Genomic DNA, 26,330 nt, shown 5'->3' on the forward strand with positions numbered 1-26,330 from the left:
GCCGTCACGTCAGAACGCCGCGGCCTGGAGCCGGTCGAGGGGGACAGAGCCCGCCAGCACGCGTCCGTCGTCGGTGAAGAAGACGGTCACCAGGGCGCTCGAGAACGCACGGCCACCGTCGGCCTCCGTGGTCAGTTCGGCGAAGAGCGGGTTCGCGCTCAGTTCCTCCAGGGCGGATGCCGCCGGGATCTCGACGATCGCGTCCCAGCCGGTGCCGGTGACGACCGGTTCCTCGATTCCGGGGTCCGGGTGGACGGTGCCCGTCGGAGGCTCGGTCGGAACCGGCAGCTCCTCGACGGTCACTCCGTCGCCCGGGTCGAAGGTGAACAGGTCAGCAGCGGGTTCGCTGACGTCGATGGAACTGAACCCGACCTGCATCGCGGGTTCGGCCTGGCCGCGGGCAGCGACGGACACCTGCAGCGGCAGCCCGGTTTCCGAGTCGACAGCGATCGACATGGACTCGGCGAGTGTTTCCGTTGGCTTCGGGGTGAGCACGAGCTCGTACACGGTGCGTCCGGCGACCCGCGCATCGGTGCCGACGGCGAAGTCGGTGCTGTCGCCGAGTTTGTCGAGGATCCGGTCGGCGACCTGCGCCGGTGTCGCGAGTTCGGCCGCGTTCCCGAGTTCCTCACTCAGCTCCGAACGCGCCTCGGAGGGGATGGCAACGTGGGTGGCCACATTGGTTTCGGAGTCGTAGAACCAGGCATCCGTCCCGTCGCTCACCGCTGTGCGCTCAGCGAGGCGATCCTTCACCTGGATGCGGAGGTTCATCGGGCCGGAGACGAAAACCCGCGCCTCGTGCGATCCGCTCAGCAGCTCCAGGCCTGACGCAAGCGCACCTGCTGCTCCGGCGTCCCCCGTCATGCCGCTCATGCCCCCGGGCGCGGACTCGGACATCCCTGACAGGCCGGCGCTGAGCCCCTCGGGGAGGCCGAGGTTCGCGGTCTTCACCACGGTGCCGGAGAACGAGTCCTCGGTGCTCTCGGCGATCAGCTGCAGGACCTCGTTGGCGGTCTTGTCGGGGAGATCGACAGAGGCTCCCGCCTGCAGCGGGACAGCGACGACGCCGGCAGCGATCAGTGCAGGGGCGAGAACGGCCGGAAGCCATTTGAGCGATTTACGCGACACGATCAACATCCTTCGTTCGGCCACTGCAGTGCCCGGATTCTACGCCGCCGAGCTGGAAGGAGCCAGCACCCGCGGGCTCAGTTCACGCCTGGAGTGCGAGGTTGCAAGCGGGTAACGAGACCCTGCCGTGCTTGCAGGCGGGTCCCGACTCCCGATATCGTTTTCCCCATCCGAATTCCTGACCGAACGGTCAGCAACTCCGGACCCAATGAAGGAGATTTCGATGAAGCAGTCTCGCCTCCGGTACCTCGCGCCCCTCGCCCTCCTCACCGCTGTCGCCCTCGCCGGCTGCAGCAGCGACAACCTGGGAGGCGGAGGAGGCGGAGACGACAGCGGGGAGGAGGAGACCGGACCGATCACGATCGGCGCGGTCCTCGATATCACCGGTGTGGGGGCGAACCTCGGCGTGCCGGAGCAGAAGACGCTGACGATGCTCGCCGACCAGCTCAACGCCGACGGGGGCATCGACGGCCGTGAGGTCGAGCTGATCATCGAAGACAACCAGTCGACGGAGGACGGGGCAGCGAAGGCCACGACGCAACTCATCGAGAGCGACAACGTGCACCTCATCATCGGGGCCTCCCGGACCGGCCCGAGCATCGCGATGCGCCCGATCGTCGAAGCGGCGCAGATCCCGATGATCTCGGTCGCTGCCAACGCGGCGATCGTGGAAGGCTCCGACTGGGTGTTCAAAACCGCCCAGAACGACACCGTCGTGCTCGAGCGCATCCTCGACGACGCCGAAGAGAAGGGGTACACGACGATCGACCTCGTGCGTGACGCCACCGGATTCGGTGAGGGAGTCGCTGAGATCATCACCGAGCTGGGCGCCGAACGCGGTATCACCCTCGGAACGGTCGAGGCGTTCGAACCGAGTGCCACCGATTTCACCCCGCAGATGACGAACATCCGCGCGTCGGGTTCCGACGCTGTGATCATCTGGGGCATCACCCCGTCTGCCGGGCTGGCGCAGAAGGCGTTCGTCGACCTCGGCGTCGGCAAGCCGGTCTACCAGTCACACGGTGTCGCGAACCAGGCCTTCTTCGATGCGGCGGGTGACGCCGCAACCGGGGCGATCGCTCCGATGGGCCGGCTTCTCGTCGTCGACCAGCTTCCTGAAGACGACCCGCAGCTCGAGGTCATCGAGGAGTTCAAGACCGCGTATGAGGAGGAAACCGGCGAAGCGCCGTCGTCGTTCGCCGGGCACGCGTACGACGCCTGGATGGTGGCGATCACCGCGATCACCGAGGTCGGGACCGATCCGGAGGAGCTCCGGGACCAGATCGAGAAGACGACCGACCTGGTCGGCATCTCGGGCATCTTCACCATGACCCCCGAGAACCATTCAGGACTCGACGCCTCGGCCCTCATCCTTGCTGAGGCGAAGGACGGGCGCTGGAACCTGTACAAGGAGTAACGATGACCGATTTCCTGCAGCTCACGCTGGCGGGGCTGTCGCAGGGATCCGTCTACGCTCTCCTGGCCGTCGGCCTCATCGCGGTGTACACCGTCCGACACGTGATCAACATCGCCCAGGGCGATTACGCGATGCTCGCCGGCCTCGGCGCGATCTGGATGACCGCCGCGGGGATGCCGCTGATGGCGGCGATCCTGATCGCGATCCTTTCGGTCGCGCTGGTCTCCGTAGCCGTCGACCGGCTGATCCTCGCACGGGTGAAGAACCTGACCACCCTGGTGTCGATCATCCTGACCCTGGGGGTGTCGACACTGCTGCAGTCGATCATGCTGCTGCTGTGGGGGCCTGAAGCCGAGGGTCTGCCGGCGTTCCCGGGCCAGAATTTCTCGATCGGAGGGGTGAGCATCCGGTCGCAGGACCTGTGGATGCTCGGTGCACTCGTCGTCGTCGGCGGAGCGATCCTCCTCTTCTACGAGAAGACCCGGTGGGGCAAAGCGCTCCGTGCCTGTGCCGAGCAGCCCGACGCCGCCCGGATCGTCGGCATCTCACCGGTGATGGCCGCGGTGATCGCGTTCGCCATCGCGGGTGTCGCCGGCGCCGTCGCGGGCGTCGTGTCGTCGCCGGTGGCCCTGTCGATCTGGTCAGGGGGCCTGCTTCTCGGGCTCAAGGGATTCGTGGCTGCGGTGCTCGGCGGGCTGTCGTCGTTCCGGGCGGCGATCGTCGGTGCCCTGCTTCTCGGCATGCTCGAGGCGTACGTCTCCGCCTACATCGCCAGCGGGTTGCGGGATGCCGTCGCGTTCTTCATCCTGATCCTCGTGCTCATCATCCGTCCGTCCGGATTGCTGATCCGCTCCGTTCCCGTGAGGGTGTGACCCATGGCGCTTCCCACCGAAACGGCTTTCGTCAGCGACGCGCATCTCGCCGGCGGGTACTGGACCAGGAACCGGGGGACGATCCTCGGCGTGGCCGCCCTCGTCGTCGCCATCGTGATCATCCCGTTCGTCGTGTCGTCCTCGCTCATGAACGTGGCGGTGTTCGCCATGATCTTCGCGCTGCCGGCGATCGGCCTGAGCCTGCTGATGGGCCTCGCCGGGCAGGTGAGCCTCGGCCAGGCCGCCTTCTTCGCCATCGGCGCGTACACGCACGCCATCCTACTGACGACGTTCGACCTGCCCGGCCCGGTCGCCGCCGTCATCGGCGTTGCCGGTGCGATGCTCGTCGCCCTCCTCGTGGGCCTTCCGCTGATGCGGCTCAGGGGCCACTTCCTCGCGCTCGCCACCCTGGGGCTCGGTTTCATCGTCGCGATCGCCGTGCGCGAGTGGGATTTCACCGGGCGCACCACGGGCATCTACGGGATTCCGCGTCCGGAGGTGTTCGGCATCCCCATCAGCAACAACGGTTACTTCTTCTGGTTCGTCTCCCCGTTCGTGATCGTCGGGCTGGTGCTCGCCATCAACCTCACCCGCAGCCGGGCGGGGCGCGCGCTGTCGGCCGTGAACGATTCCGAACTCGCCGCCGAGTCCCTGGGCGTCAACACGTACGCCCTCCGGCTCAAGGTGTTCGTTCTCTCGGCCGGGTTCGCCGGGCTCGGCGGAGTCTTCTACGCCTACCAGGTCGGCATCGTGAGCCCGCAGGTGGCCGAGTTCCACCTCTCCGTCGAACTGCTCCTCATGGTGGTGATCGGCGGGCTGGCATCCGTCTGGGGCGCGCTCGCCGGAGCCGTCCTGATCGAGCTGCTCGGCGAAGGGCTCCGCGACCTCATCCCGATCCTCATCCCCGGCGCCACCGGCGAAGTGCAGCTCGTCGGCTTCGGCCTCGTGCTCATCCTCGTGATCCTCCTGCTGCCCGGCGGGCTGCACCAGGTCGTGATCGGCCTCTGGGATGCCGCGCGCAAGCGCCTCAGGCGTGGGCGGGCAGCCGGCGACACCGGCGCAGCGGAGGTGGCCGCTTCCGATGAACCTGTCGCCCAGCTTCCCCGGGTGAGCTCGCCGGTTCCCCGGGGGGAGACGATCCTGGAGGTGTCCGGGCTCACCAAACGCTACGGAGGCGTCGTCGCCCTCGACGCGGTGAACCTCACCGTGCCCGCCGGAGAGATCCTCGGCCTGATCGGACCCAACGGGGCAGGCAAGACCACCTGTTTCAACATCATCTCCGGCGCCCTCAGCCCCAGCTCCGGCACGGTGACGTTCCTCGGGCAGCAGATCGCCGGCAGGAAACCGCACGTCTCAGCGCTCCGCGGCCTCACCCGAACCTTCCAGAACCTGCAGGTGTTCACCTCGACGGATGTCGTCGGCAACGTCTACATGGGGCGGTACCGTCTCGGGAAAGCCGGCATCCTCCGCGGCATGCTCGGGCTGCAGGGGACGGAGCAGCACGCGAACCGGCGCACCGCGTCCGACATCCTCTCGTCGATGCGGTTGACGGATGCCGCGGATGTCGCGGCCGGTTCGCTGCCGTTCGGCCGCCAGCGGATGATGGAAGTCTGCCGCGCCCTCTCCTCCGAGCCGGCGGTGCTGTTGCTCGACGAGCCGATGGCGGGGCTCAGCGGGCAGGAGCGCGACATGCTCGCCGACCTGTTGCGCGCGCTGCGCGACGCCGGGCTGACCATCGTGCTGGTCGAGCATGACGTCGGTCAGGTGATGTCGCTCGCCGACTCGGTCGCCGTCCTCGACGACGGCGTGCTGATCGCCCACGGAAAACCGGAGGCGGTGCGGAACGACCCGGCGGTCATGGTCGCGTACCTCGGCACCGACGTGAAGAAAGCGGAATCCGAACTCGAGGAGCTGGTATGACCCTCTCTGTGGCGAACCTCGACGCCGGCTACGGCCAGCTGGCCGTGCTGCACGACGTCTCGCTGAGTGTGCAGAATGGGGAGATCCTCGCCGTCGTCGGTTCGAACGGCGCGGGAAAGACGACGCTGCTCCGCGCCGTCAGCGGCCTGATCCGGCCGAGCGCCGGCTCGGTCCGGATCGACGACCGGGTGATCACGGGCCGGGCGGCTGAACGGATGGCCGGGTTCGGGCTCACCCACGTGCCCGAGAACCGGCTGTGCTTCCCCACCCTCTCGGTGCGGGACAACCTGATGCTCGGGGCGTGGTCGAAAGGCGGTAAGGGCGACCTCGATGCCGTGCTCGAGCTCTTTCCCCGGCTCATGACCCGGCTGGCGCAGGCCGCAGGGACCCTCTCCGGTGGCGAACAGCAGATGGTCGCGATCGGGCGCGGCCTGATGGCATCCCCGACCGTAATGATGCTCGACGAGCCGTCGATCGGCCTCGCACCGAAGGTGGTGGCCGAGATCATGGAGGTGCTCGCCCGGCTCAAGGTCGAGAAGAAGATGGCGGTGCTCCTGGTCGAGCAGAACGTGCGCGCCTCGTTCGGGATCGCCGACCGGGCGGTCGTGATGCAACGCGGCCGGGTGGTCCTCGAGGGCACCCCGGGCGAGCTCGTCGAACTGCCCGAGGTGCGGAACGCCTACCTCGGCCATGCCGCGGCTTGACCCCCACGCGAATTGCTGAAGTTGGGGTGGTTCCCAGCCGCGCGGACCCCCGCAAAGGTAGCAACTCGCGGAGTGTTCGAGGGCGAACCGTCGTCGACGTGAACGCCTGAGTCGCTCGGTTCCGGCCCTGCTCGGGCTCTGCGCGGGTCGTCTTGTCCGGCGCGGGTGCGGTGACACCGGCGTGCTGCAAAGAGACCGGCGCGGCCTCGCTACCAGCGTCCCCAGACGGCGGAACGGCAAATCGCTGCTGGAGCAAACCCGATGCCACGGACAGCCTGCGCGGACGGCTCGCGCGGGTGCGACGGGCCCACGCGGGCGAAATTGCACCCGCGCGTCGCGAATAGACCCGCGTGAGACGTGCAGCGGCAACCCAAACGCCTGTGACGACGGCGGTGGCATCCGGGCTCAGCGGCCGGTGAAGGTGGGGGCCCGCTTCTCCTGGAACGCGGCGAAGCCCTCCCGGTAGTCGGGGGTGTCGCAGAGGGCCGCCTGGGCGGCGTTCTCGTGCGTCATCGACGCCCACAGCCCGAGGCGCTGGTCGCGCAGCTCGGCGACGAGCGCCTTGCTGGCCAGGAACGCCCGCGTCGCCCCGGTCGAGGCGGCGACCGTGGCCGCCTCCGTGGCCGCACGCACCTCGTCGGCCGGGAACACCCGGCTGAACAGACCGGACTCGACAGCTTCCGTCCCGGACATCAGGCGCCCGGTGTAGATCAGGTCCAGGGTCTTGTGCGCCCCGAGCCGTTCGGTGAAGAGCGCGTGCCCGCCCGAGTCGAGGGTGGCGCCGAGGGCCGCGAACGGCGAGCCGATCTTCGCCGTGTCGGCGACATAGACCACGTCGGTCGCGATCAGCAGGCCGAGGCCCACACCGAGGCAGGCCCCGTGGGCGGCCGCGAAGGTGGGGGCCGGAAAGTCGCTCATCCGCTGCAGCAGCGGCGTGACCAGTCCGTCCAGGTAGCCGGCGACGTCATCGGTCCGCGGGTCGACGCCGGAGATGTCCCGGCCGGCGCAGAACGCCCTGCCCTCCCCGCGCAGCACCAGCGCGCGCACGCCCGCCTTCTCGGCGCGCGCGTACGCGGCATCCAGATCACGGAGCGCGTCGGCATCCAGCGCGTTGAGCTTCGCGGGCGCGTTCAGCGTGACGTAGGCGACGTCGGCGTCGAGGGCGAGGTCGATCATGACGGATCCTTCCGGGTGTCAGACGTCGTAGTCCACCACGACGGTCTCGGTGGTGGGGTGGGACTGGCAGGTGAGGATGTACCCGCGTTCGAGCTCGTCGGGTTCGAGGGCGTAGTTCTCGGTCATCGTGACGTTCCCGGCCACCAGCCGCGCCCGGCAGGTGCCGCACACGCCGCCCGCGCAGGCGAACGGAACATCCGGCCGGACCCGCAGCGCGGCGTTGAGGATGCTCTCGTTCGCGTGGACGGGCGTTGACACCGTCGCCGTCTGCCCGTCGAGGGTGAACTCGATGCTGACGGTGGCGTCGCCGGGGTTCGTGACCACGGGGCGGCCCCGGTCGCCCTGCGCCTGGATCGGGTCGCCGGTGGTGAACAGTTCGAAGTGCACGGCGCCGGGGTCGACTCCGGCGCGCTCCAGAGCCACCCGGCAGAGTTCGACCAGGTCGAACGGGCCGCAGAGGAACCACTCGTCGACGAACTCCGGCCGGAGGAGGGAGTGCAGGATGGTGTCGAGCTTCTCGTCGTCGATCCGGCCGGACAGGAGCGGTGACGAACGCTGCTCCCGGCTCAGCACGTGGTGCAGCGCGAGCCGGGCCGGGTACCGGTCCTTGAGGTCCGCGAGTTCCTCGAGGAACATCACATCGAGCACCGTGCGGTTCGTGTAGACGAGCGTGAACCGGGACGTCTCGCTGGCGGCGAGGACCGTGTGGGCGAGGGACATCAGCGGGGTGATGCCGGAACCGGCCGCGATGCCGGCGAGGTGCCTGTCGTCGAGGTCGTCGAGCGGAACGGTGAAGGTGCCCTGCGGGCTCATCACGTCGATGCGGTCGCCGACGCGGAGGGACTCGTTTGCCCAGCTGGAGAACACCCCGCCGAGGTCCCGTTTGATGGCGACGCTGATGCTGCCGGTCGTCGGTGGCCGGCAGATCGAATAGCTGCGGCGGAGCTCGTGCCCGTCGACGGTCGCCCGCAGCGCGACGTGCTGCCCGGGCAGGTAGTCGAACGATCCGTGCAGCTCGGGGGGCACCGCGAAGGTGACTTCGACGCTGTCGGCGGTGAGCGGTCGGATCGCCGAGACGGTGAGGGGATGGAACCGGCCCCGGTGCTTCGTCGCGCCGAGGTTTTTCGCGGCCATCGTCAGAGGACCTTGAAATAGTCGAAGGGCTCGAGGCAGTCCAGGCACTCGTACAGTGCCTTGCACGAGGTCGACCCGAAGCGGGCCAGCTCACGGGTGCGCAGCGAGGAGCACCGCGGGCACTTCACCGACAGCTGCACGCGCACCGGACCGGCGTCGCGGGCGGGCGCGTGCCCGTTCGGCGCGGCGATCCCGTATGCCCGCAGTTTCGCCTTGCCCTCCTCGGACATCCAGTCGGTAGTCCACGCAGGGGAGAGGGCGAAGTCCACGCTGACCGGGCCCCAGCCGTCCCGGGTCAGGGCGGCGACGACGTCGTCACGCATGGCCTCGATCGCCGGGCAGCCGGAGTAGGTGGGGGTCAGGACGACCGAGACGGCCCGACCGCTCACACGCACCTCCCGGAGCACACCGAGGTCCTCGATGGTGAGCACAGGGATCTCCGGGTCGACGACGGTCGCGGCTGTCGCCCACGCCGCGGCCTGCGCCTCGGGGGAACGTCGCGGCGCCGTTGCCGTTCTGATGGTCACCATGTCGCCCCCGGATGCCTGCGCGCGAGGACCTGCATCTCGGTGAGGAGGTAGCCGAGGTATTCGGAGTGCTGTCCGCGCCTGCCGCCGCCGGTGGCGATGGGCGTGCGCGGCTCGTCGAGCTGCGCCTCAGCGAACAGGTCGGCGAGTACCCGGTCGAAGGCTCCCCGCAGCTCCGACGGCCGGATGGCGATGCCGGGGAGGGCATCGTGGAGCGGTTCGTCCTGGAACAGTTCGTCGATGTACGGCCACAGGTCGTTCAGCGCAACGAGGAGGCGGGCGCGGGATTCCTCGGTGCCGAGCGCGAGCCGGAGGATCCACTGGGAGGCATGGTCGCGGTGGTAATCGACCTCCTTCACCGCCTTGCCGGCGATGGCCGCGAGCGTCGGGTCCGCCGACCCGGCCAGCCGCCGGTAGAGCTCGAACAGGTAGACGCTGATCAGGAGCTGCCTGACGATGGTGTGGGCGAAGTCACCGTTGGGCTGCTCGACGAGGTGGACGCACCGGAACTCGGGTTCGTCGCGGAAGTAGGCCAGGTCGTCCTCGCTCCGCCCGCTCGCCGTCCCGGCGTAGTGCAGCAGCGACCGGGCATGCCCGATCAGGTCCAAGGCGATGTTGCCGAGCGCGATGTCCTCCTCGAGCTCGGGGGCACGCGAGATCCACCAGCCGAGCTGCTGCGCCAGGATCAGCGCGTCGTCGCCGAGCCAGGTCGCGTACTCGGCGACATCGGCGGATGCGACGGAGGCCCGGTCGACGATCTCCTCGCTGAGCGTCACCGTCTCAACGTCGACGTGTCCGTGTTTCTCGTCGTTCACAGGTGCTTCACGCCCTCTGATTTTGTGTAATACGAGGCGTGCCGGTAGTTCTTACCCGCGGGGGACTCGAAGAAGGCGCCCTTGGCATCCGGGTCGCTCGTCGTGATGTCGGCAGCCCGAACGACCCAGACCGAGACACCCTCGTTGCGGCGGGTGTAGAGGTCGCGGGCGTTGCGCACCGCCATCGTCTCGTCAGGCGCGTGCAGCGACCCGACATGCACGTGGGACAAGCCGCGGCTCGGCCGGACGAACACCTCCCAGAGCGGCCAGGTGTCGGTGATGTCGCGTTCCCCCGGGGTGGTCATGACGCCGCCTCGAGGGATGCCATGGCCTGCTTCTCGGCGTAGGCGGCGGCCGCTTCGCGGACCCACCGGCCGTCCTCGTGGGCGGCCCGCCGGCGCTGCATCCGCTGCGCGTTGCACGGGCCGCGGCCGGCGAGCACCTCGTGGAATTCGGTCCAGTCGATCTCGCCCATGTCGTAGTGCCCGCGCTGTTCATTCCACGCCAGCAGGGAATCGGGGAGGGAGAGGCCGAGAACCTCGGCCTGCGGCACGATCATGTCGACGAACCGCTGGCGCAGGTCGTCGTTCGAGAAGCGCTTGATCTTCCACGCCATCGACTGCGCCGAGTTGGGGGAGTCGTTGTCGGGCGGCCCGAACATCATCAGGCTCGGCCAGTACCAGCGGTTCACGGCATCCTGCGCCATCTCCTTCTGCGCTGCGGTGCCGTTCGACAGCTCGAGCAGGATCTCGAAGCCCTGGCGCTGGTGGAACGACTCCTCCTTGCAGATCCTCACCATCGCGCGCCCGTACGGGCCGTACGATGCCCGGCAGAGGGGCACCTGGTTGCAGATCGCGGCGCCGTCGACGAGCCAGCCGATCGCTCCCATGTCGGCCCAGGTGAGGGCGGGGTAGTTGAAGATCGAGGAGTACCTGGCCTTGCCGGCGATCAGCTGCTCGGCCATTTCGTCGCGGCTGATGCCGAGCGTCTGGGCGGCGGAATAGAGGTACAGCCCGTGCCCCGCCTCGTCCTGGACTTTGGCCATCAGGATCGCCTTGCGTTTGAGGCTCGGCGCGCGGGTGATCCAGTTCGCCTCCGGCTGCATGCCGATGATCTCCGAATGGCCGTGCTGGGAGATCTGCCGGATGAGCGATTTGCGGTACGCCTCCGGCATCCAGTCGCGTGGCTCGATCCGCGAGTCCCGGTCGAGGAGCTCCTGGAAGTAGCGTTCCTGTGCCTCGTCCGTTTCGGGCAGCGTCAACTCGGCCTGGCTCATTCCCGGACTCCTTCGCACCCCGCATTACTGAACGATCGTTCACTTAGTATATACTGGTCGACGTTGCGGCGGCAATGTCGATCGCTGCAGCAGCTGAGCGCTCACAGTCGAGATTGCCGAGGTTCCAGATGACAGGGTCCCCCGAACTCGGAGTGCGCGCCATGATGGCGCGGGATCGGGCATCCGCCGCCCTCGGGATGGTCGTCCACCGCGACGATCCGGGGCATGCGGTCGTCTCGATGACGATCCGCGAAGACATGCTGAACGGGTTCGACGTCACCCACGGCGGGATGGTGTTCGCGCTCGCCGACACGGCGTTCGCCATCGCCTGTAACGAGGACGAACGGGTCACCCTCGCTGCGGGTGCCGACATCGTGTTCCTCCGCGCGACCACGCTCGGCCAGACGCTGACCGCCACCGCGGTCACCCGCACCCGAAGCGGCCGCAGCGGCATCTACGACGTGCAGGTCTCGGATGGCGAGCACATCGTCGCCGAGTTCCGCGGCAGGAGCCTCACCACCAATCGCGCCGTCCCCGACCGCCCGACCGCCTGACACCCGGGAGCAACCATGGCCACTGGAACGAAAGCACACTTCTCGGCTCCCTCCGAGACCGAGCTCGACGCCGAGGAGCGGATGTCGCGCGACGAGCTTCAGGCGCTGCAGCTGTCCCGGCTCCAGTGGACCGTTCGCCACGCCTGGGAGAACGTGCCCGCTTACCGCAGAAAGTTCGAGGAGCTCGGGGTGCAGCCGGGCGACATCCGTGAGTTGAGTGACATCCGGCTGTTGCCGTTCACCACCAAGGACGACCTCCGCGCCAGTTACCCCTTCGGCATGTTCGCCGTGCCGATGGACCGGGTCGCGCGCGTCCACGCGTCGTCGGGCACGACCGGCCGTCCCACCGTCGTCGGCTACACGACGGAGGACCTCCGGAACTGGGCGAAACTGGTCGCACGCTCCCTGAGGGCATCCGGAGTCCGCCCCGGGATGAAAGTGCACAACGCCTACGGGTACGGGCTGTTCACGGGCGGGCTCGGCGCGCACGCCGGGATCGAAGAGCTCGGTGCGACCGTCATTCCGATGTCCGGCGGGCAGACGGCCCGCCAGGTTCAGCTGATCGTCGACTTCGAACCGGACGTCATCCTGTGCACGCCCACCTACCTGCTGACGATCGTCGACTGCATGATCGAGCAGGGCATCGACCCGCGCACGACGTCGCTCAAGGCCGGCGTGCTCGGAGCGGAGCCGTGGACGAACCAGATGCGCGAGGAACTCGAGGAGCGGCTCGACATCGACGCCCTCGACATCTACGGGCTCAGTGAGGTGATGGGGCCGGGTGTCGGCAACGAGTGCATCGAAACCAAGGACGGGCCGCACCTCTGGGAGGACCACTTCCTGCCCGAGGTGATCGACTCCGAATCCGGGGCGGCGCTGCCCGACGGGCAGGCCGGTGAGCTGGTCTTCACCTCGCTCACCAAGCAGGCGTTCCCGGTGATCCGGTACCGCACCCGCGACCTGACCACCCTCCGCCCCGGTTCGGCGCGTCCCGGGATGCGGCGGATGGAGAAGATCACCGGGCGGAACGACGACATGATCATCCTCCGCGGGGTGAACCTGTTCCCGACGCAGATCGAGGAGATCGCGCTCGGGATCGACGCCCTCTCGCCCCACTTCCTCCTCGAACTGTCCCGGCGCGGCCGGATGGACGACCTCCTCGTCCGCATCGAACCGCGCCCGGATGCGGATGCCGCGGCGCGGGATCGCGCGGCTCCGTTGCTGGCGGAGCGGATCAAGGTGCAGATCGGCACCACCGTCCGGGTGCAGCTCGAGGAACCCGGCTCCCTCGAACGCAGCGCCGGCAAGCTCAAGCGACTGTACGACCTGCGGTGACCAGCCTTCCGCCCGTGGCAGACTTGTCCGACATGCCATCTTCCCCCGAACCCGCTGCCGCGCCGGCATCCGTTTCGTCGTCTCTGCCGGACGAGCCGAAGCGTGGCCGTCCGGGATACGACCAGCGCCAGGTGCTCGACATCGCGGTGGCCGCGTTCATCGAGCACGGCTACGACGCGACCTCGATGGGTGTGCTTGCCGCGCGGCTCGGGCTGAGCAAGTCCGCGATCTACCACCACTTCCCGTCGAAGGGCGATTTGCTCCGGCTCGCCCTGGACGAGGCGCTCACCGCGCTGGAGGGTGTGCTCACCGCTCCGGAAGCCCTGCACGGGCGGGCGGCCGACCGGCTCGCCTTCGTGCTGCGCGGCGCCGTGGTCGTGCTCGTGAACAACCTGTCGTACGTGACGCTCCTTCTGCGCGTCCACGGCAACACCGACGTGGAGCGCGACGCCCTCGCCCGCCGGCGGGCCTTCGACCGGTTCGTCACCGCGCTCGTCGTTGAGGCCCGCGATGAGGGCTCGCTGCGCAGCGACATCGACCCGCGGATCGTCACCCGGCTGCTGTTCGGCATGATCAACTCGATCGTCGAATGGTACCGGCCGGGAGGCCCGGAGAGCACCGAACAACTGGCGGACGACGTGCTCGCCGTCGCCCTCGACGGGCTGCGGATGCCTCCGTCCCGTCCCGCGGGCGACCTCGTCGGCTGACCCGCTGGCCGCTCGGGTGCCCGGGGCTTCCGGCGATCGCGCGTTCACGGGGACTGGCTTCACGTCGCGCGGGTGTTTTCGCCGCGCGCGGGTGCGGTTTCACGCGCGCAGCGCAAACGGACCCGCGCGAGCGCGGGTGAGGAGGCCGAGCGTGCGTGATCCGCTACCCGCTACCCGCTACACGCACCCCTCAGCGCTCCGGTCGCCGGCGGCGTTGGCCACCGGCGCGGGTGTTTTCGGCGCGCGCGGGTGCGGTTTCACGCGCGCAGCGCAACTGGACCCGCGCCGCCCGAGTTCGGCCGGCGTTGCCGGCGTCAGCGCTGCGTTTGCGCGATCCACTGCCGGAGCACCGAACGGAGCGCATCGGCCCGGTCGTGCACGTCCTCCTCCGACGTGAAGGTGAGCACGGCGCGGTCGGTGCCCTTCCACGCGAACGGCAGCCCGGCATCCTCGATGTCGAGCACGAGAGGAACCGCCCGCTTCGCCGCACCGGTGTGGAGCACGAGCCGGAGCGCGCCGGCCGGAGAGAAGCCGGTCGTCGCGAAGTGGTCGTCGATCGAGAAGCTCGGCGCGTTCCACTTGATGCTCTCGTCGATGCGCGGGTCGACGGCGCGGATGAGGTCGCACAGGTCCCGCAGCGCACCCTTCAGTGGCTGGCTGCTCCGGGCGAGGTAGGTGTCGGTCTCTTCCCGGCTCATCGTCAGAGGCCCATCGGGAGTGCGACCATCTCTCTCGAATACGGAGCCCTGGTCCGGGCGGCGTTGTCAGTCATGGTCCGAAGCTAGTGGCCGGGAGGCTCCCTGTCCATGACCGTCCGGGCAGCCCCCTGGCTCGGGGCCAGGAGCACGCGCGGGTCCGTTGGCCGTGGGCGGGTGCATTTTCACCCGCGCACCGCTGCAACACCCGCGCGGGGCGCCCCCAGCAGGCAGCCGACCCCGCCCGCTACTCCTTCGCCACGAGGGTGAGCACGTCGTAGCTGGCGACCAGCTCGTCCCTCTGGTTCGAGATCACGGCATCCCAGCGCACCTCGCCGTACTCGTCGGTCTCCCGCGGGGTGATCTGCTTCGCCGTGAGAGCCACCCGGATGCTGTCGCCCGGCGACACCGGCGTCACGAACCGCAGGTTCTCCAGCCCGTAGTTCGCAAGCACGGGCCCCGGGTCGGGGTCGACGAACAGGCCGGCCGCCCACGACACCAGGAGGTACCCGTGCGCCACCCGGCCGGGGAAGAACGGGTTCGCCGCCGCCGCTTCCTCGTCGGTGTGGGCGTAGAACGTGTCGCCGGTGAACTCGGCGAAGTGGCTGATGTCCTCTATCGTGATCGTGCGTTCGGCCGAGAGCACCTGGTCCCCGATCCGGAGCTCGGCGAGGCTCTTGCGGAACGGATGCCCGCCGGTCGGGTTCGCGGCCGCGCCCGCGTGCCAGATCCCGGTGATCGCCGTCAGCATGTCGGGTGAGCCCTGGATCGCGGTTCGCTGCATGTGGTGCAGGACGGCGCGGATCCCGCCGAGCTCCTCGCCGCCGCCGGCCCGGCCCGGGCCGCCGTGCACGAGGTGGGGAACGGGGGAGCCGTGCCCCGTCGAGGAGCGGGCGTCATCCCGGTCGAGGAGCAGCACGCGGCCGTTCATCGCCGCGATCCCCGTCATCACTTCGGTGGCGACCGCGGGGTCGTGGGTGGCCAGGCTCGTGACGAGGGAGCCGCCGCCGAGGGTGACGAGCCGGACGGCGTCGGGGATGCCGTCGTACCCGATCACGCTCGAGACCGGACCGAACGCCTCGACGGTGTGCGCGGCATCCGCGTTGCCGTCCTCGAAGTGGAGAAGCAGCGGTTCGACGAACGCGCCTTCCTCGGCGACCCGGTCGCTGCCGTCGGCGAGACGGACGCTCGGGGCGTCCGTCGACCCGACGACGATGCGGCCGCCGGCGTCGACGAGTTTGGCGACCTGGCTGAGCACCTCATCGCGCTGGCCGAGGGACACGAGCGGACCCATCGTCACGCCGTCCGCCCGCGGATCGCCGAGCACGACCCGTTCTCCGATGCGTGCCCGGACGGCGGAGATCACCGGGTCCACGAGGCCCATCGGCACGAGGGCACGGCGGATGCTCGTGCATTTCTGCCCGCTCTTGCTCGTCATCTCGGTGACGAGTTGCTTGACGTAGGCATCGAATTCGGGGGTGCCTTCCGTCGCATCCGTTCCCAGGATGGACGCGTTGATCGAGTCGGTCTCGGTCGTGAAGCGAACCCCGCCGACCCGGACGTTCTCATGGGAGCGCAGGGTCTCGGCCGTCGAGGCCGACCCGGTGAACGCGACGAGGTCGCCGAGCCGCAGCGCGTCGAGCAGGTTCGGCACACTGCCCGAGACGAGCGACAGCGCCCCGTCGGGCACCAGCCCCGAGTCGATCAGGATGCGGACGAGGGCCTCGGTCAGGTACCCGGTCGGGGTGGCCGGTTTGATGAGGGTGGGCATGCCGGCGAGGAATGCGGGTGCGAACTTCTCGAGCGCACCCCAGACCGGGAAGTTGAAGGCGTTGACCTGCACGGCGACGCCTGGCAGCCGGGTGTATATGTGCCTGCCGAGGAAAGAGCCGTCCTTCGAGAGCGACTCCACCGGGCCGTCAGGGTAGACGACGGTGTTCGGCAGCTCACGCCTGCCCTTCGACGAATAGGTGAAGAGAACGCCGATGCCGCCGTCGATGTCGACCCACGAGTCCGCCTTCGTCGCGCCGGTCCGGCTGGAGATCTCGTACAGCTCCGCCTTCCGCTCGGTCAGCGCCTGGGCCATCTGTTTCAGCAGGACGGCTCGCTGGTGGAAGGTCAGAGTGCCGAGGGATGCCTGCCCCACCGTCCGCGCGTACTCGAGGGCTGAGGAGAGGTCGAGTCCGGCGGTGGACACCCGGGCCAGGACCTTGCCGGTCGACGCGTCGGTGACTTCGACGGCATCCGTTGTGTCCTCGGGGGTCCACCAGCTCCCGGAGATGTAGCTGGGCAGGATGTCGGTCATGGTGCCTCCAGGAGGAAACGAGGGTGGAAACGGGGCAGGGGCATCAGACGCGTTCCACGATCAGCGCGGCGCCCTGCCCGACCCCGACGCACATGGTGGCCAGGCCGAGGCGTGAGTTCTCGCGTTCCATCCGGCCGAGCAGGGTGACGACGAGCCGGGCGCCGCTGGAGCCGAGGGGGTGCCCGAGGGCGATGGCGCCGCCGTCGCGGTTGACCCGCTCGTCGTCGAGTCCGAGCCGGCGGATGCACGCGATCGCCTGGGTGGCGAACGCCTCGTTGAGTTCGATCGAGCCGATCGCATCGAGGCGGATGCCTGAGCGCGCCAGCGCCCGCTCGGTCGCGGGAACCGGGCCGAGCCCCATGATCTCCGGCGCCAGGCCTACGCTCGTGCCGACCACGATGCGCGCTCGGGGAATCAGGCCGTGCCGGGCGACGGCATCCGCACTGGCCACGACGATGGCCGAGGCGCCGTCGTTGAGCGGACTGGAGTTGCCCGCGGTGACGACGCGTCCGCCTGCAACGACCGGGCGGAGCGCGGCGAGGCCTTCCAGCGTCGTGTCGCGGCGCGGCGTCTCGTCGACTGAGACCGTTCCCTCCCGGGTGGGCACCGCGACGATCTCGTCGTCGAAGCGCCCGGCGTCGAGTGCGTCGCCGGCGCGCTGCTGGCTTCGCACCGCGAAGGCGTCGGCGTCCTCGCGGGTGACCCCGTCGACGCGTGCGACCTCCTCCGCCGTCTCCGGCATGGAATAGGTCGCCTTGTCGCGCGCGGCGAGGACCGGGTTCGGGAACCTCCAGCCGATCGACGTGTCGTACTGGGCGCCGGGTTTCGCGAAGGCCTTCTCCGGTTTCGCCTGCACCCACGGCGCCCGCGTCATCGACTCGACGCCGCCGGCGATGAGGATGTCGGCGTCGCCCGCCCGCACCGCCTGGGCGGCCATCGTGATGGCCGACATTCCCGACGCGCACAACCGGTTCACCGTGATGCCGGGGATCGAGTCGGGGAGGCCGGCAAGCAGCACGCTCATGCGGGCGACGTTCCGGTTGTCTTCGCCGGCCTGATTCGCGGCCCCGAGGATGACGTCGTCGATGAGGGCCGGATCGATCCCGGCGCGCGACACCGCTTCACGGACCACGAGGGCGGCGAGGTCGTCCGGTCGAACGCCGGACAGGGCACCACCGAAACGACCGGTCGGCGTGCGAACTCCGCCGATCAGGTAGGCCTCGGCCATCGAAACTCCAGACTGCATCGTCGGTGCATCACGTCGGCCGGATAATAACCGACCGGACGGACAGTAAGTCTGTCAGATGCTGATGTCGCGGTCAATCGACAGCCGGTCGGTGCCCAGAATGGCCCGCACGGTGTGCAGTCTCACCGCGTCCAGAGTGGCCGGGTTCCAGCGCGGCGACCGGTCCTTGTCGATCACCTGCGCCCGGATGCCCTCGGCCAGGTCGGGCCTGGCGAAGAGCGCGGTCGAGACCCGCAGGTCCTGCTCGAGCACGAGGTCGAGGGAGTCGAGGGTGCCCGCACGGCGGATCGCAGCCAGAGTCACCAGCACCGAGGTCGGGCTCATCGCGAGGATCTCCTCCCGGGCGGATGCCGCAGCGTCGGCACCGGCAGAGGCCAGCCGGTCGAGAATGGCGGGAACCGAATCGCCGGAATAGCACGCGTCGATCCACTCGCGATGCTCCGCGAGCGGTGCCGCCGGGGGTCGTTCGGCGAACTCCCGCACCACGGCCTCCGGGTCCTCTCCACTCGAGGCGAGGGCAGCCTGCAGCGCACCCAGCTTCGCCGAGGTCACGTAATGGTCGGCGAAACCGCAGAGGATGGCATCCGGCCCGGTCATCGTCCCCGCGGTGAGGCCGAGGTGGACACCGAGCTCGCCGGGCGCGCGCGCCAGCAGCAGGCTGCCGCCGACGTCGGGAGCGAGCCCGATCCGCACCTCAGGCATGGCCACCCGCGACCGTTCGGTGACGATCCGCACCGAGCCGTGGGCAGAGATCCCCACCCCGCCGCCCATCGTGATGCCGTCCATGACCGCGATATAGGGCTTGGGGAACCGGCTCGTCTGCAGGTCGGTGGCGTACTCGTCACGCCAGAACCGGGCGGCCTCCGGGGCGGTCATCGAGGCGATCAGGCGGATGTCGCCGCCGGCACAGAGTCCGCGCCCGCCGGCCCCGTCGATCATGACGGCGTCGATCCGGTCGTCGTCGGCCCACTCGGTCAGGGCGACCGACAGGTCGCGGAGCATGGCCGGGGTGAGGGCGTTGAGCGCGTCGGGGCGGTTGAGGGTGATCCGGCCGATCCGCCCGTCGACGCGCCGGAGGAGGGAATCGCTGTCGGAGGGGGCGCTGGGCTCGTCGTCGTTGACCTGGTGCACGCCCCGAGCCTATTGCGCGCGATGCGACGAGCGCGAGCGGTCAGCGGCCGGGTGCGACGGAAGCGAGCGCGTCGCTGACCTCGCGAAAATCGTCGCGCAGCATCCCCACCGTGACCCGCACGAACTGGCGGTCACCCGGTGCAGAGATGTACGGGGAGCCGGCGGTGACGCGGATGCCCGACGCGGCCAGCTGCACGAGCGCGTGGCGTTCGTCGCCGACCTCGATCCAGGTGTTCAGCCCGTCGGTCTGCGGCGCTGAGAAACCGGTGGCGAGCCGGGCCTGCGCGAATTGCCGTTGCCGGGAGTGGTACACGCTGCGCGCGGCGGCCACCGTGCTGATGGCATCCGGGCTGGTGAGGAGTTCGTACAGGATGGTCTGCACCATCCTGCTGGTCCAGCCTGGCCCGAGCATCCTCCGGGCGACGACCTGGTTCACGAGCCGCTCCGGCCCACCGAGTGCGGCGATCCGGAGGTCCGGCCCGTGCGATTTGGAGTAGCTGCGCACGTGCATCACCCGCTCCGGCAACCAGCGGCCCAGGCTGACCTCGGTGAACGCGCTGATTCCGGCCGAATGGTCGTCCTCGATCACGACCGTTTCGGATGCCTGCCGGCTGGCCCGCAGAATCCGCGCGAGTTCCTCGGCGCGCTCCACCGTCATCGAAATGCCGGTCGGGTTCTGCGCCCGCGGCTGCAGGATCAGTGCTGCCGGCCCGAGCGCCAGCGCGCGTCGGAGCGCGGCCGGTTCGAGGCCCTCGGCGTCGACCGGCACCGGGATGCGCACGGCGCCGAGCTGGTCGAGCAGGTCGAAGAACGGCGGGAACGTCGGGTCCTCGACGATCACGCGGTCGCCGAAGCGGATCACCTGCTCGAGCGAGCGTGAGATCCCGTCGAGGGCACCGTCGACGACCGTGATCGCCTCGACGTCATACGGCCAGGCGGCGCGCAGGTGCTCCAGGAGCGGTGGGATCACCGGAAGCTCCTGGTAGCTGAAGGTGCCGGCGGACTCGGAGACCCGGGTGAGCGCATGCGTGAGATCGGGCAGCAGGAGGGGGTCTGGGGCGCCCCGGGAGAGGTCGAGCCGTGACTGGCCCAGGTGCCCGGCCATCGACTGCACGCGCGGGGTGAGCCAGGGCACCGGGCTGGCCCGAACGAAGCTGCCGCTCCGGCCCCGCGAAACGATGAGGCCGACGCTCCCCATGGCCTGCCAGGCCTGGCTGACGGTCGCCGGGCTGACCCCCAGCTCGGCGCCGAGCTGGCGCACCGTAGGCAGCCGATCACCCGGAGCGAGGATTCCCGCTGTGATCAGGCGCGAGATCGCCTCGGCGATTCCCCGGGGGGAACGGTCGTCGATCAGCTCGCCGTACGCCGGGATCATGGTCGGCCTTCCCTGAAAAACCCAAATTGGGTATTTACGAATGCGTCACAGAAGGAAACAATGGAGAAATGTTCAGCTCGAATAATAACAAATGAGCGGAACAGCAGAACAGCTTGCGACCTGAGATCCGGAAAACCCCCCATCGGGAGCCGGAGACCAGGCTGAAGCGCCCACCGCTCAATGACGATACGGAGGCTCAACATGACGGTAGTCCGCGCCGCAATCACCCAGACCACCTGGACCGGCGACAAAGAATCCATGCTCGCGAAACATGAACAGTTCGCCCGGGATGCCGCCGCCGAGGGCGCGCAGGTCATCTGCTTCCAGGAGCTGTTCTACGGTCCGTACTTCGGGATCACCGAGGACAAGAAGTACTACGACTACGCCGAGCCGGCGGACGGACCGATCGTGCAGCGCTTCGCGGCCCTGGCCAAGGAACTCGGCATGGTGATGATCCTCCCCATCTACGAGGAAGACATGCCGGGCGTGTACTACAACACCGCCGTCGTCGTGGACTCCGACGGAACGATCCTCGGCAAGTACCGCAAGCACCACATCCCGCACCTCGAGAAGTTCTACGAGAAGTTCTACTTTCGCCCCGGCAACCTCGGGTACCCGGTGTTCGACACGGCCGTCGGGCCGGTCGGTGTGTACATCTGCTACGACAGGCACTTCCCCGAGGGCTGGCGCGAACTCGGCCTGAACGGCGCCCAGATCGTCTTCAACCCGAACGCGACGAAGCCCGGCCTGTCGAACCGGCTCTGGGATCTCGAGCAGGCCACCGCCGCCGCGGCGAACGGCTACTTCGTCGCCGCCCCGAACCGCGTCGGCACCGAGGACAACGAGTACGGCGACCTCGCCGTCACCTTCTACGGCACCAGCCAGTTCGCCGACCCGCAGGGCAACTTCGTCGGTGAGCGCGGCAGTTCCGAGCACGAGGATCTCGTCATCCGCGACCTGGACCTCGACATGATCAGGAAAGTCCGCGACGACTGGCAGTTCTACCGCGACCGTCGTCCCGAGTCCTACACGTCCATCCCGAAGCCGTAGCGCGAAGGAGGAACCATGAAAACCCTCATCAAGAACGGCACCGTGGTGAACTCGACGGGGACCGCCCAGGCCGATGTGCTCGTCGACGGCGAAACGATCGCCGCCGTGCTCGCCCCAGGCTCGACCCTGCTCGGCTTCGACGTCGAGCGCAACGTCGACGCCGTGATCGACGCATCCGGGAAATACGTGATCCCCGGCGGCATCGACGCCCACACCCACATGCAGATGCCGTTCGGCGGCACGGAGGCCAGCGACACGTTCGAAACCGGCACGCGGGCGGCCGCGCACGGCGGCACGACGAGCATCGTCGACTTCGTCGTGCAATACGCCGGCGAGAACGTGCTCGACCAGTACCACCTCTGGCACGAGAAGGCCCGCGACAACTGCGCCATCGACTACGGCTTCCATCAGATCCTCAGCGACGTGCAGGACTCATCGCTGACCGCCATGGATGAGCTCGTGCGAGAAGGTGTCACCAGCTTCAAGCTCTTCATGGCCTACAAGGGAGTCCTCCTCTCCGACGACGGCCAGATCGTCAAGGCGATGCAGCGCGCGAGCGACAACGGCTCGATGATCATGATGCACGCCGAGAACGGCAGCGTCATCGACCTCCTCGTGCAGCAGTCCCTCGCCGCAGGCAACACCACGCCGTACTACCACGGGATCACCCGCCCCTGGCAGGCGGAGGAGGAGGCGACCCACCGCGCGATCATGCTCGCGAACCTCACCGGGGCTCCGCTCTACGTCGTGCATGTGAGCGCCAAGCAGGCGGTCGAGCAGATCGCGATGGCCCGCGACAACGGACAGAACGTGTTCGGGGAGACCTGCCCGCAGTACCTCTACCTGTCGCTCGAAGACCAGCTCGGCGCCACCAGCGAGGAGTGGGGCGACTTCGAGGGCGCCAAATGGGTGTGCTCGACACCGCTCCGGTCGAAGGCTGAAGGCCACCAGCACCACATGTGGCAGAGCCTGCGCACGAACGACATCCAGATGGTCTCCACCGACCACTGCCCGTTCTGCATGAAGGGGCAGAAGGACATGGGGCTCGGCAACTTCTCGAAGATCCCGAACGGCATCGGCGGCGTCGAGCACCGGATGGACCTGCTCTACCAGGGCGTCGTCGACAAGAAGATCTCGCTCGAGCGCTGGGTCGAGGTGACCTCGACCACTCCGGCGCGCATGTTCGGCATGTACGGCAAGAAGGGGGTTCTCCAGCCCGGCGCGGACGCCGACGTCGTCATCTACGACCCGAACGGCCACACCTCGATCGGCGTGGGCAAGACGCACCACATGAACATGGACTACTCCGCGTACGAGGGCTACGAGATCGACGGCCACGTCGACACCGTGCTCTCCCGCGGCAAGGTGATCGTCGACGACAACTCCTACCTGGGAACCAAGGGTGACGGCAAATACGTTCCCCGCGGACTCAGCCAGTACCTGATCTAAGGGCAGCCATGGACTTCGGAGCAGTAATCCAAACCAACCCGCCCGCCTCGAGAACCGTCCACCTCGCCAAACTCGCCGAGCAGTACGGCTTCAGTCACGTCTGGACCTTCGACTCGCACCTGCTCTGGCAGGAGCCGTACGTCATCTACAGCCAGATCCTCAACGAAACCAAGAGGATCACCGTCGGCCCGATGGTCACCAACCCGGCCACGCGGGACTGGACGGTGACGGCATCCACGTACGCCACGCTCAACGAGATGTACGGCAACCGCACGATCTGCGGGATCGGCCGCGGCGACTCGGCGGTGCGCGCCACCAACGGTGCGCCGTCGAATCTCAAGACGCTGCGCGAGTCGATCCACGTCATCCGTGAGCTCGCGAACTCGCGTCCGGTCGAGTATCACGGCGCGACAGTGCAGTTCCCGTGGAGTGTCGGCTCGAAGCTCGACATCTGGGTGGCGGCGTACGGCCCGCTCGCCCTCAAGCTCACCGGCGAGGTGGGCGACGGTTTCATCCTGCAGCTCGCCGACCTCGACATCGCCGAATGGATGATCACCACGGTTCGGGATGCCGCCGAGAAGGCCGGCCGCGATCCGATGTCGATCAAATTCTGTGTCGCTGCACCGATGTACATCGGCGACGACTGGGAGCACATGCGCGACCAGTGCCGCTGGTTCGGCGGCATGGTTGGGAACCACGTGGCCGACATCGTCGCCAAGTATGGAACGGGCAGCGGAGTTCCTCAGGCGCTCACCGACTACATCAAGGGCCGCGAGTCCTACGACTACAACGAGCATGGCAAGGCGGGCAACACGCACACTTCCTTCGTGCCGGACGACATCGTCGACCGCTTCTGCATCCTCGGCACCGCGGACCAGCACATCGAAAAACTCGAAGCGCTCAAGGCTCTCGGTGTCGACCAGTTCGCCGGGTACCTCCAGCACGACAACAAGGAAGAGACGCTGCGGGTGTACGGCGAGACCGTCATCCCGGCGCTGAAGGAAAAGATCGTGGCGACCGCATGACGAGAGGCACGAGCTGGTGGCGGCGCTTCGTCTTCGGCCTGCTCGGCGTCGCGCTCCTCGCCGGGGCCTGGGAACTGTACAAGTTCCTCGGGCCGGCCGAGGGCGTGGTCATCAACGGCGTCACCGTGCTTCCCCGCACCAGCGACCTCGCCATGCCGCACATCTGGGTGATGTTCGAGCGCCTGTTCGAGCCGGTCACCTCTGCGGCCGGTTCGCCGCCGATGTGGCTCGCCGTGCTGCAGGCGTCGGCGTTCACCCTCGGGGTCGCTGCGGTGGGGTGGCTGGTGGCCGTCGTCGTCGGGATGCTCCTCGCGCTGCTGATGCAGCGATTCCGCACAGCGGAGCAGGCGGTCCTGCCCTGGATCATCCTCAGCCAGACCGTGCCGCTCATCGCCATCGCCCCGCTCGTCCGGCGCTGGGGGTCTGCCCTCGAGGTCGGGGAGTTCTCCTGGGAGAACTGGATGTCCGTGGCCCTGATCGCCTCCTACCTCGCGTTCTTCCCCATCTCGATCGGCGCGCTCCGCGGCCTGGAATCCCCGGACACGAACCATGTCGAACTGATGCACAGCTACGCGGCCGGCTGGTGGAGGACACTCGTCCGGCTGCGCCTTCCGGCCAGCGTCCCGTACCTGCTTCCTGCGCTCCGTCTCGCGGCGGCCAGCGCCGTGATCGGTACGGTGGTCGCCGAGGTGTCGATCGGCCTGCGCGGCGGCCTCGGACGGATGATCGTCGAATTCGCGGCAGCGGCCGGCGGCGACCCGGGCAAACCCTGGGCCCCGATCTTCGGCGCCGTCCTCGTCGGCCTCCTGGCCGCAGGCCTGGTCTCCCTGATCGGCCTCACCCTCCGCCGCTACCGCAGAGCAGAGGTTCCCGCATGACCCGGAAGGACTCCCTGACCGTGACCGATGCCCACGCAGTGAACGTGACCGGGGTCAGCCGGATCTTCTCGATGAAGAAAAAACCGGCGGTGACGGCACTCGAATCGGTCGACCTCAGTGTTGCACCCGGCGAATTCGTGTCACTGATCGGCCCGTCCGGGTGCGGCAAGTCGACGCTGCTGCGGCTCATCGCCGACCTCGACCAGCCCACAGCAGGGACCATCGAGGTGTTCGGCAAGACCGCTCGGCAGGCGCGGATCGACCAGGAATACGGCATCGCCTTCCAGCAGGCCGGGCTCCTGCCGTGGCGGACGGTGCGGGCGAACATCGAGTTGCCGCTCGAGCTGCACAAGGTCGGGGCGACCGCCCGCAAGGCTCGGTCGACCGAGCTGCTCGAACTCGTCGGGCTCGGTGACTTCGGTGACAGCTACCCCGACCAGCTCTCCGGCGGCATGCAGCAGCGGGTGGCCATCGCCCGTGCGCTCGCCGAAAGCCCGAACCTCCTGCTCATGGACGAACCGTTCGGCGCGCTCGACGAGATGACCCGGGAGAGAATGCAGAACGAGCTCATCCGGATCTGCGCCGAGACCCGGGCCGCCGTCGTCTTCGTCACCCACTCGATCCCTGAAGCGGTGTTCCTCTCCGACCGTGTGGTGGTGATGTCGCCGCGACCGGGTCGCATCCGTTCGGTGCTGCCGATCCGGCTGGGCGGGCCCGATGACCGCAGCGAGCACATCCGCGAGGACGCCGCGTTCTTCGAGGGCGTCAGCGCCGTGCGTGAGAGCCTGCACGGCGTCCCGGATGCCGGGAATGCTCGAGGGGTGGACTCCCGATGAGGCTGCACTTCACGTCGGCGAGGACAGTGATCGCGCCGGTCCTGCTCGGCCTCGCGGTCCTCGTCCTGTGGCAGCTCGCGGTCGTCGCCCTGGAGATCAAACCGTTCGTGCTGCCGGGCCCTGTGGCGATCGCCGACCAGTTCTTCGGCAACTTCGACAACGTCTGGACGGCGAGCGCGGTGACCGGCTGGAACGCCCTCGTCGGACTCGTGCTCGGTGCTGTGGCCGGGGTGCTCTTCGCCACCCTGGCCGTGTTGTGGCCGGTGCTCGACGAGCTGAGCGCCCCGATCGTCGCCGCGCTCGCGGTCATCCCGATCGTGGCGCTTGCCCCCGTGCTGTACACGATGTACGGGGCGGGCGCCGAGACCGCACGGCAGATCGTCGCGGCCATCGCCGTCTTCATCCCCGTGTACCTCAACTCGCTGCGCGGCTTCCGGCAGGTCCGCCCGGTGCACCGCGAACTCATGCACGCGTATGCGGCATCCGGCATCCAGACGGCGCGCAACGTCACCATCCCGAGCGCGCTGCCGTTCATCTTCACGGGGCTGCGAATCGCGTCGAGCCTCGCCGTCATCTCCGCGCTCATCGCCGAATACTTCGGTGGCCCGGTCGGCGGTCTCGGCAAGTCGATCACCTCGGCGGCGTCGAGCAGCAACTATTCGCTCGCCTGGGCCTACGTGCTCGGTTCGATCCTGCTCGGCCTCGTGTTCTACTCGATCACCCTCGGCCTCGAGAAACTCGTTTCGCGGCACCGGCCGACCCCCTGAAACGTCCG

25 protein-coding genes are annotated in these 26,330 nt (G+C 68.6%); 13 read left to right on the forward strand and 12 right to left on the reverse strand.

Translation table 11 applies throughout. From position 1 onward, the window contains the following. Positions 1-9: 9 nt before the first annotated feature. Positions 10-1,128 carry a LolA family protein gene (locus ABIE24_RS03640; protein ID WP_354496915.1) on the reverse strand — a complete coding sequence of 373 codons (1,119 nt, stop codon included), beginning with the start codon at positions 1,126-1,128 and terminating at the stop codon, positions 10-12. 223 nt (positions 1,129-1,351) lie between these two features. Between ABIE24_RS03640 and ABIE24_RS03645 the strand changes: the two genes are divergently transcribed. From ABIE24_RS03645 to ABIE24_RS03660, 4 genes are read left to right on the forward strand one after another with little or no spacing between them, the layout of a single operon-like run. Next, positions 1,352-2,545: an ABC transporter substrate-binding protein gene (locus ABIE24_RS03645; RefSeq protein ID WP_354496917.1), complete on the forward strand. Its 1,194-nt coding sequence runs from the start codon at positions 1,352-1,354 to the stop codon at positions 2,543-2,545. Between the two features lie 2 nt (positions 2,546-2,547). Beyond that, entirely contained in the window at positions 2,548-3,417 is an 870-nt protein-coding gene (locus ABIE24_RS03650) for a branched-chain amino acid ABC transporter permease (RefSeq protein ID WP_354496919.1), read from the forward strand. A gap of 3 nt (positions 3,418-3,420) precedes the next feature. Then, entirely contained in the window at positions 3,421-5,337 is a 1,917-nt protein-coding gene (locus ABIE24_RS03655; RefSeq protein ID WP_354496921.1) for a branched-chain amino acid ABC transporter ATP-binding protein/permease, read from the forward strand. Further along, on the forward strand, positions 5,334-6,041 hold the full coding sequence (locus ABIE24_RS03660; RefSeq protein WP_354496923.1) for an ABC transporter ATP-binding protein: 708 nt from the start codon (positions 5,334-5,336) through the stop codon (positions 6,039-6,041). The genes ABIE24_RS03655 and ABIE24_RS03660 overlap by 4 nt, the downstream gene beginning before the upstream one ends. 405 nt (positions 6,042-6,446) lie before the next feature. On the opposite strand, the gene ABIE24_RS03665 is transcribed toward ABIE24_RS03660, so the two are convergent. Genes ABIE24_RS03665 through paaA form a run of 6 tightly spaced genes read right to left on the reverse strand, consistent with a single transcriptional unit; the run spans position 6,447 to position 10,969 of the window. Continuing rightward, a complete protein-coding gene (locus ABIE24_RS03665) occupies positions 6,447-7,217 on the reverse strand; it encodes an enoyl-CoA hydratase/isomerase family protein (RefSeq protein WP_354496925.1) in 771 nt (256 codons plus the stop codon). Positions 7,218-7,235: 18 nt separating this feature from the next. Beyond that, positions 7,236-8,351 carry a 1,2-phenylacetyl-CoA epoxidase subunit PaaE gene (gene paaE / locus ABIE24_RS03670; RefSeq protein ID WP_354496926.1) on the reverse strand — a complete coding sequence of 372 codons (1,116 nt, stop codon included), beginning with the start codon at positions 8,349-8,351 and terminating at the stop codon, positions 7,236-7,238. Between the two features lie 2 nt (positions 8,352-8,353). After that, a complete protein-coding gene (paaD, locus tag ABIE24_RS03675) occupies positions 8,354-8,881 on the reverse strand; it encodes a 1,2-phenylacetyl-CoA epoxidase subunit PaaD (protein WP_354496928.1) in 528 nt (175 codons plus the stop codon). Continuing rightward, positions 8,875-9,693 (reverse strand): 1,2-phenylacetyl-CoA epoxidase subunit PaaC, encoded by an 819-nt coding sequence (paaC, locus tag ABIE24_RS03680; protein ID WP_502916233.1) that lies wholly within the window; start codon positions 9,691-9,693, stop codon positions 8,875-8,877. Before paaC ends, paaD begins: the two co-directional genes overlap by 7 nt. After that, positions 9,690-9,998 (reverse strand): 1,2-phenylacetyl-CoA epoxidase subunit PaaB, encoded by a 309-nt coding sequence (paaB, locus tag ABIE24_RS03685; RefSeq protein ID WP_354496929.1) that lies wholly within the window; start codon positions 9,996-9,998, stop codon positions 9,690-9,692. The genes paaC and paaB overlap by 4 nt, the downstream gene beginning before the upstream one ends. After that, entirely contained in the window at positions 9,995-10,969 is a 975-nt protein-coding gene (paaA, locus tag ABIE24_RS03690; RefSeq protein WP_354496931.1) for a 1,2-phenylacetyl-CoA epoxidase subunit PaaA, read from the reverse strand. The genes paaB and paaA overlap by 4 nt, the downstream gene beginning before the upstream one ends. 128 nt (positions 10,970-11,097) lie before the next feature. Here paaA and paaI point away from each other — a divergent pair, with 128 nt between their 5' ends. From paaI to ABIE24_RS03705, 3 genes are read left to right on the forward strand one after another with little or no spacing between them, the layout of a single operon-like run. Further along, the gene (paaI, locus tag ABIE24_RS03695) at positions 11,098-11,523 is read left to right on the forward strand and encodes a hydroxyphenylacetyl-CoA thioesterase PaaI (RefSeq protein WP_354496933.1); all 426 of its coding nucleotides are present in this window, start codon (positions 11,098-11,100) and stop codon (positions 11,521-11,523) included. Positions 11,524-11,538: 15 nt separating this feature from the next. Continuing rightward, entirely contained in the window at positions 11,539-12,858 is a 1,320-nt protein-coding gene (paaK, locus tag ABIE24_RS03700; RefSeq protein ID WP_354496935.1) for a phenylacetate--CoA ligase PaaK, read from the forward strand. Positions 12,859-12,890: 32 nt separating this feature from the next. Beyond that, complete coding sequence (locus tag ABIE24_RS03705; protein WP_354496937.1) at positions 12,891-13,565, forward strand: TetR/AcrR family transcriptional regulator; 675 nt, start codon at positions 12,891-12,893, stop codon at positions 13,563-13,565. A gap of 314 nt (positions 13,566-13,879) precedes the next feature. Here ABIE24_RS03705 and ABIE24_RS03710 read toward each other — a convergent pair whose 3' ends face one another. The 5 genes from ABIE24_RS03710 to ABIE24_RS03730 all read right to left on the reverse strand — a co-directional run bounded on the left by ABIE24_RS03710 (position 13,880) and on the right by ABIE24_RS03730 (position 20,317). After that, on the reverse strand, positions 13,880-14,263 hold the full coding sequence (locus ABIE24_RS03710) for a DUF1801 domain-containing protein (protein WP_354496939.1): 384 nt from the start codon (positions 14,261-14,263) through the stop codon (positions 13,880-13,882). Between the two features lie 244 nt (positions 14,264-14,507). After that, positions 14,508-16,565: a phenylacetic acid degradation bifunctional protein PaaZ gene (gene paaZ, locus ABIE24_RS03715; RefSeq protein ID WP_354496941.1), complete on the reverse strand. Its 2,058-nt coding sequence runs from the start codon at positions 16,563-16,565 to the stop codon at positions 14,508-14,510. A 43-nt stretch (positions 16,566-16,608) separates the two neighbouring features. Next, positions 16,609-17,793, reverse strand: coding sequence for an acetyl-CoA C-acyltransferase (locus tag ABIE24_RS03720; protein ID WP_354497322.1), 1,185 nt, complete (start codon positions 17,791-17,793; stop codon positions 16,609-16,611). A gap of 72 nt (positions 17,794-17,865) precedes the next feature. Next, on the reverse strand, positions 17,866-18,942 hold the full coding sequence (locus ABIE24_RS03725) for an enoyl-CoA hydratase/isomerase family protein (RefSeq protein ID WP_354496943.1): 1,077 nt from the start codon (positions 18,940-18,942) through the stop codon (positions 17,866-17,868). A 40-nt stretch (positions 18,943-18,982) separates the two neighbouring features. Beyond that, entirely contained in the window at positions 18,983-20,317 is a 1,335-nt protein-coding gene (locus ABIE24_RS03730) for an aminotransferase-like domain-containing protein (RefSeq protein WP_354496945.1), read from the reverse strand. A gap of 201 nt (positions 20,318-20,518) precedes the next feature. On the opposite strand from ABIE24_RS03730, the gene ABIE24_RS03735 reads away from it, so the two are divergent. The 6 genes from ABIE24_RS03735 to ABIE24_RS03760 are packed head-to-tail and all read left to right on the forward strand — an operon-like array spanning position 20,519 to position 26,322. Then, a complete protein-coding gene (locus ABIE24_RS03735; protein ID WP_354496947.1) occupies positions 20,519-21,367 on the forward strand; it encodes a nitrilase-related carbon-nitrogen hydrolase in 849 nt (282 codons plus the stop codon). Positions 21,368-21,382: 15 nt separating this feature from the next. Further along, positions 21,383-22,816 (forward strand): dihydropyrimidinase, encoded by a 1,434-nt coding sequence (gene hydA, locus ABIE24_RS03740; protein WP_354496949.1) that lies wholly within the window; start codon positions 21,383-21,385, stop codon positions 22,814-22,816. 8 nt (positions 22,817-22,824) lie between these two features. Then, on the forward strand, positions 22,825-23,841 hold the full coding sequence (locus ABIE24_RS03745; RefSeq protein ID WP_354496951.1) for a TIGR03842 family LLM class F420-dependent oxidoreductase: 1,017 nt from the start codon (positions 22,825-22,827) through the stop codon (positions 23,839-23,841). Then, a complete protein-coding gene (locus ABIE24_RS03750) occupies positions 23,838-24,719 on the forward strand; it encodes an ABC transporter permease (protein ID WP_354496953.1) in 882 nt (293 codons plus the stop codon). Before ABIE24_RS03745 ends, ABIE24_RS03750 begins: the two co-directional genes overlap by 4 nt. Beyond that, positions 24,716-25,555 carry an ABC transporter ATP-binding protein gene (locus ABIE24_RS03755; RefSeq protein ID WP_354496955.1) on the forward strand — a complete coding sequence of 280 codons (840 nt, stop codon included), beginning with the start codon at positions 24,716-24,718 and terminating at the stop codon, positions 25,553-25,555. Before ABIE24_RS03750 ends, ABIE24_RS03755 begins: the two co-directional genes overlap by 4 nt. Beyond that, positions 25,552-26,322 (forward strand): ABC transporter permease, encoded by a 771-nt coding sequence (locus tag ABIE24_RS03760; RefSeq protein WP_354496957.1) that lies wholly within the window; start codon positions 25,552-25,554, stop codon positions 26,320-26,322. The genes ABIE24_RS03755 and ABIE24_RS03760 overlap by 4 nt, the downstream gene beginning before the upstream one ends. Positions 26,323-26,330 lie beyond the last annotated feature (8 nt).

The sequence above is a fragment of the Mycetocola sp. 2940 genome (assembly GCF_040548835.1).
Classification (GTDB): Bacteria; Actinomycetota; Actinomycetes; order Actinomycetales; family Microbacteriaceae; genus Mycetocola_A.

Coding starts and splice junctions, on each gene's coding strand:
- ABIE24_RS03645 (WP_354496917.1), top strand. CDS start 1,352: ATGAAGCAGTCTCGCCTCCGGTACCTCGCGCCCCTCGCCCTCCTCACC.
- ABIE24_RS03650 (WP_354496919.1), top strand. CDS start 2,548: ATGACCGATTTCCTGCAGCTCACGCTGGCGGGGCTGTCGCAGGGATCC.
- ABIE24_RS03655 (WP_354496921.1), top strand. CDS start 3,421: ATGGCGCTTCCCACCGAAACGGCTTTCGTCAGCGACGCGCATCTCGCC.
- ABIE24_RS03660 (WP_354496923.1), top strand. CDS start 5,334: ATGACCCTCTCTGTGGCGAACCTCGACGCCGGCTACGGCCAGCTGGCC.
- ABIE24_RS03665 (WP_354496925.1), bottom strand. CDS start 7,217: ATGATCGACCTCGCCCTCGACGCCGACGTCGCCTACGTCACGCTGAAC.
- paaE (WP_354496926.1), bottom strand. CDS start 8,351: ATGGCCGCGAAAAACCTCGGCGCGACGAAGCACCGGGGCCGGTTCCAT.
- paaD (WP_354496928.1), bottom strand. CDS start 8,881: ATGGTGACCATCAGAACGGCAACGGCGCCGCGACGTTCCCCCGAGGCG.
- paaB (WP_354496929.1), bottom strand. CDS start 9,998: ATGACCACCCCGGGGGAACGCGACATCACCGACACCTGGCCGCTCTGG.
- paaA (WP_354496931.1), bottom strand. CDS start 10,969: ATGAGCCAGGCCGAGTTGACGCTGCCCGAAACGGACGAGGCACAGGAA.
- paaI (WP_354496933.1), top strand. CDS start 11,098: ATGACAGGGTCCCCCGAACTCGGAGTGCGCGCCATGATGGCGCGGGAT.
- paaK (WP_354496935.1), top strand. CDS start 11,539: ATGGCCACTGGAACGAAAGCACACTTCTCGGCTCCCTCCGAGACCGAG.
- ABIE24_RS03705 (WP_354496937.1), top strand. CDS start 12,891: ATGCCATCTTCCCCCGAACCCGCTGCCGCGCCGGCATCCGTTTCGTCG.
- ABIE24_RS03710 (WP_354496939.1), bottom strand. CDS start 14,263: ATGAGCCGGGAAGAGACCGACACCTACCTCGCCCGGAGCAGCCAGCCA.
- paaZ (WP_354496941.1), bottom strand. CDS start 16,565: ATGACCGACATCCTGCCCAGCTACATCTCCGGGAGCTGGTGGACCCCC.
- ABIE24_RS03720 (WP_354497322.1), bottom strand. CDS start 17,793: ATGGCCGAGGCCTACCTGATCGGCGGAGTTCGCACGCCGACCGGTCGT.
- ABIE24_RS03730 (WP_354496945.1), bottom strand. CDS start 20,317: ATGATCCCGGCGTACGGCGAGCTGATCGACGACCGTTCCCCCCGGGGA.
- ABIE24_RS03735 (WP_354496947.1), top strand. CDS start 20,519: ATGACGGTAGTCCGCGCCGCAATCACCCAGACCACCTGGACCGGCGAC.
- hydA (WP_354496949.1), top strand. CDS start 21,383: ATGAAAACCCTCATCAAGAACGGCACCGTGGTGAACTCGACGGGGACC.
- ABIE24_RS03745 (WP_354496951.1), top strand. CDS start 22,825: ATGGACTTCGGAGCAGTAATCCAAACCAACCCGCCCGCCTCGAGAACC.
- ABIE24_RS03750 (WP_354496953.1), top strand. CDS start 23,838: ATGACGAGAGGCACGAGCTGGTGGCGGCGCTTCGTCTTCGGCCTGCTC.
- ABIE24_RS03755 (WP_354496955.1), top strand. CDS start 24,716: ATGACCCGGAAGGACTCCCTGACCGTGACCGATGCCCACGCAGTGAAC.
- ABIE24_RS03760 (WP_354496957.1), top strand. CDS start 25,552: ATGAGGCTGCACTTCACGTCGGCGAGGACAGTGATCGCGCCGGTCCTG.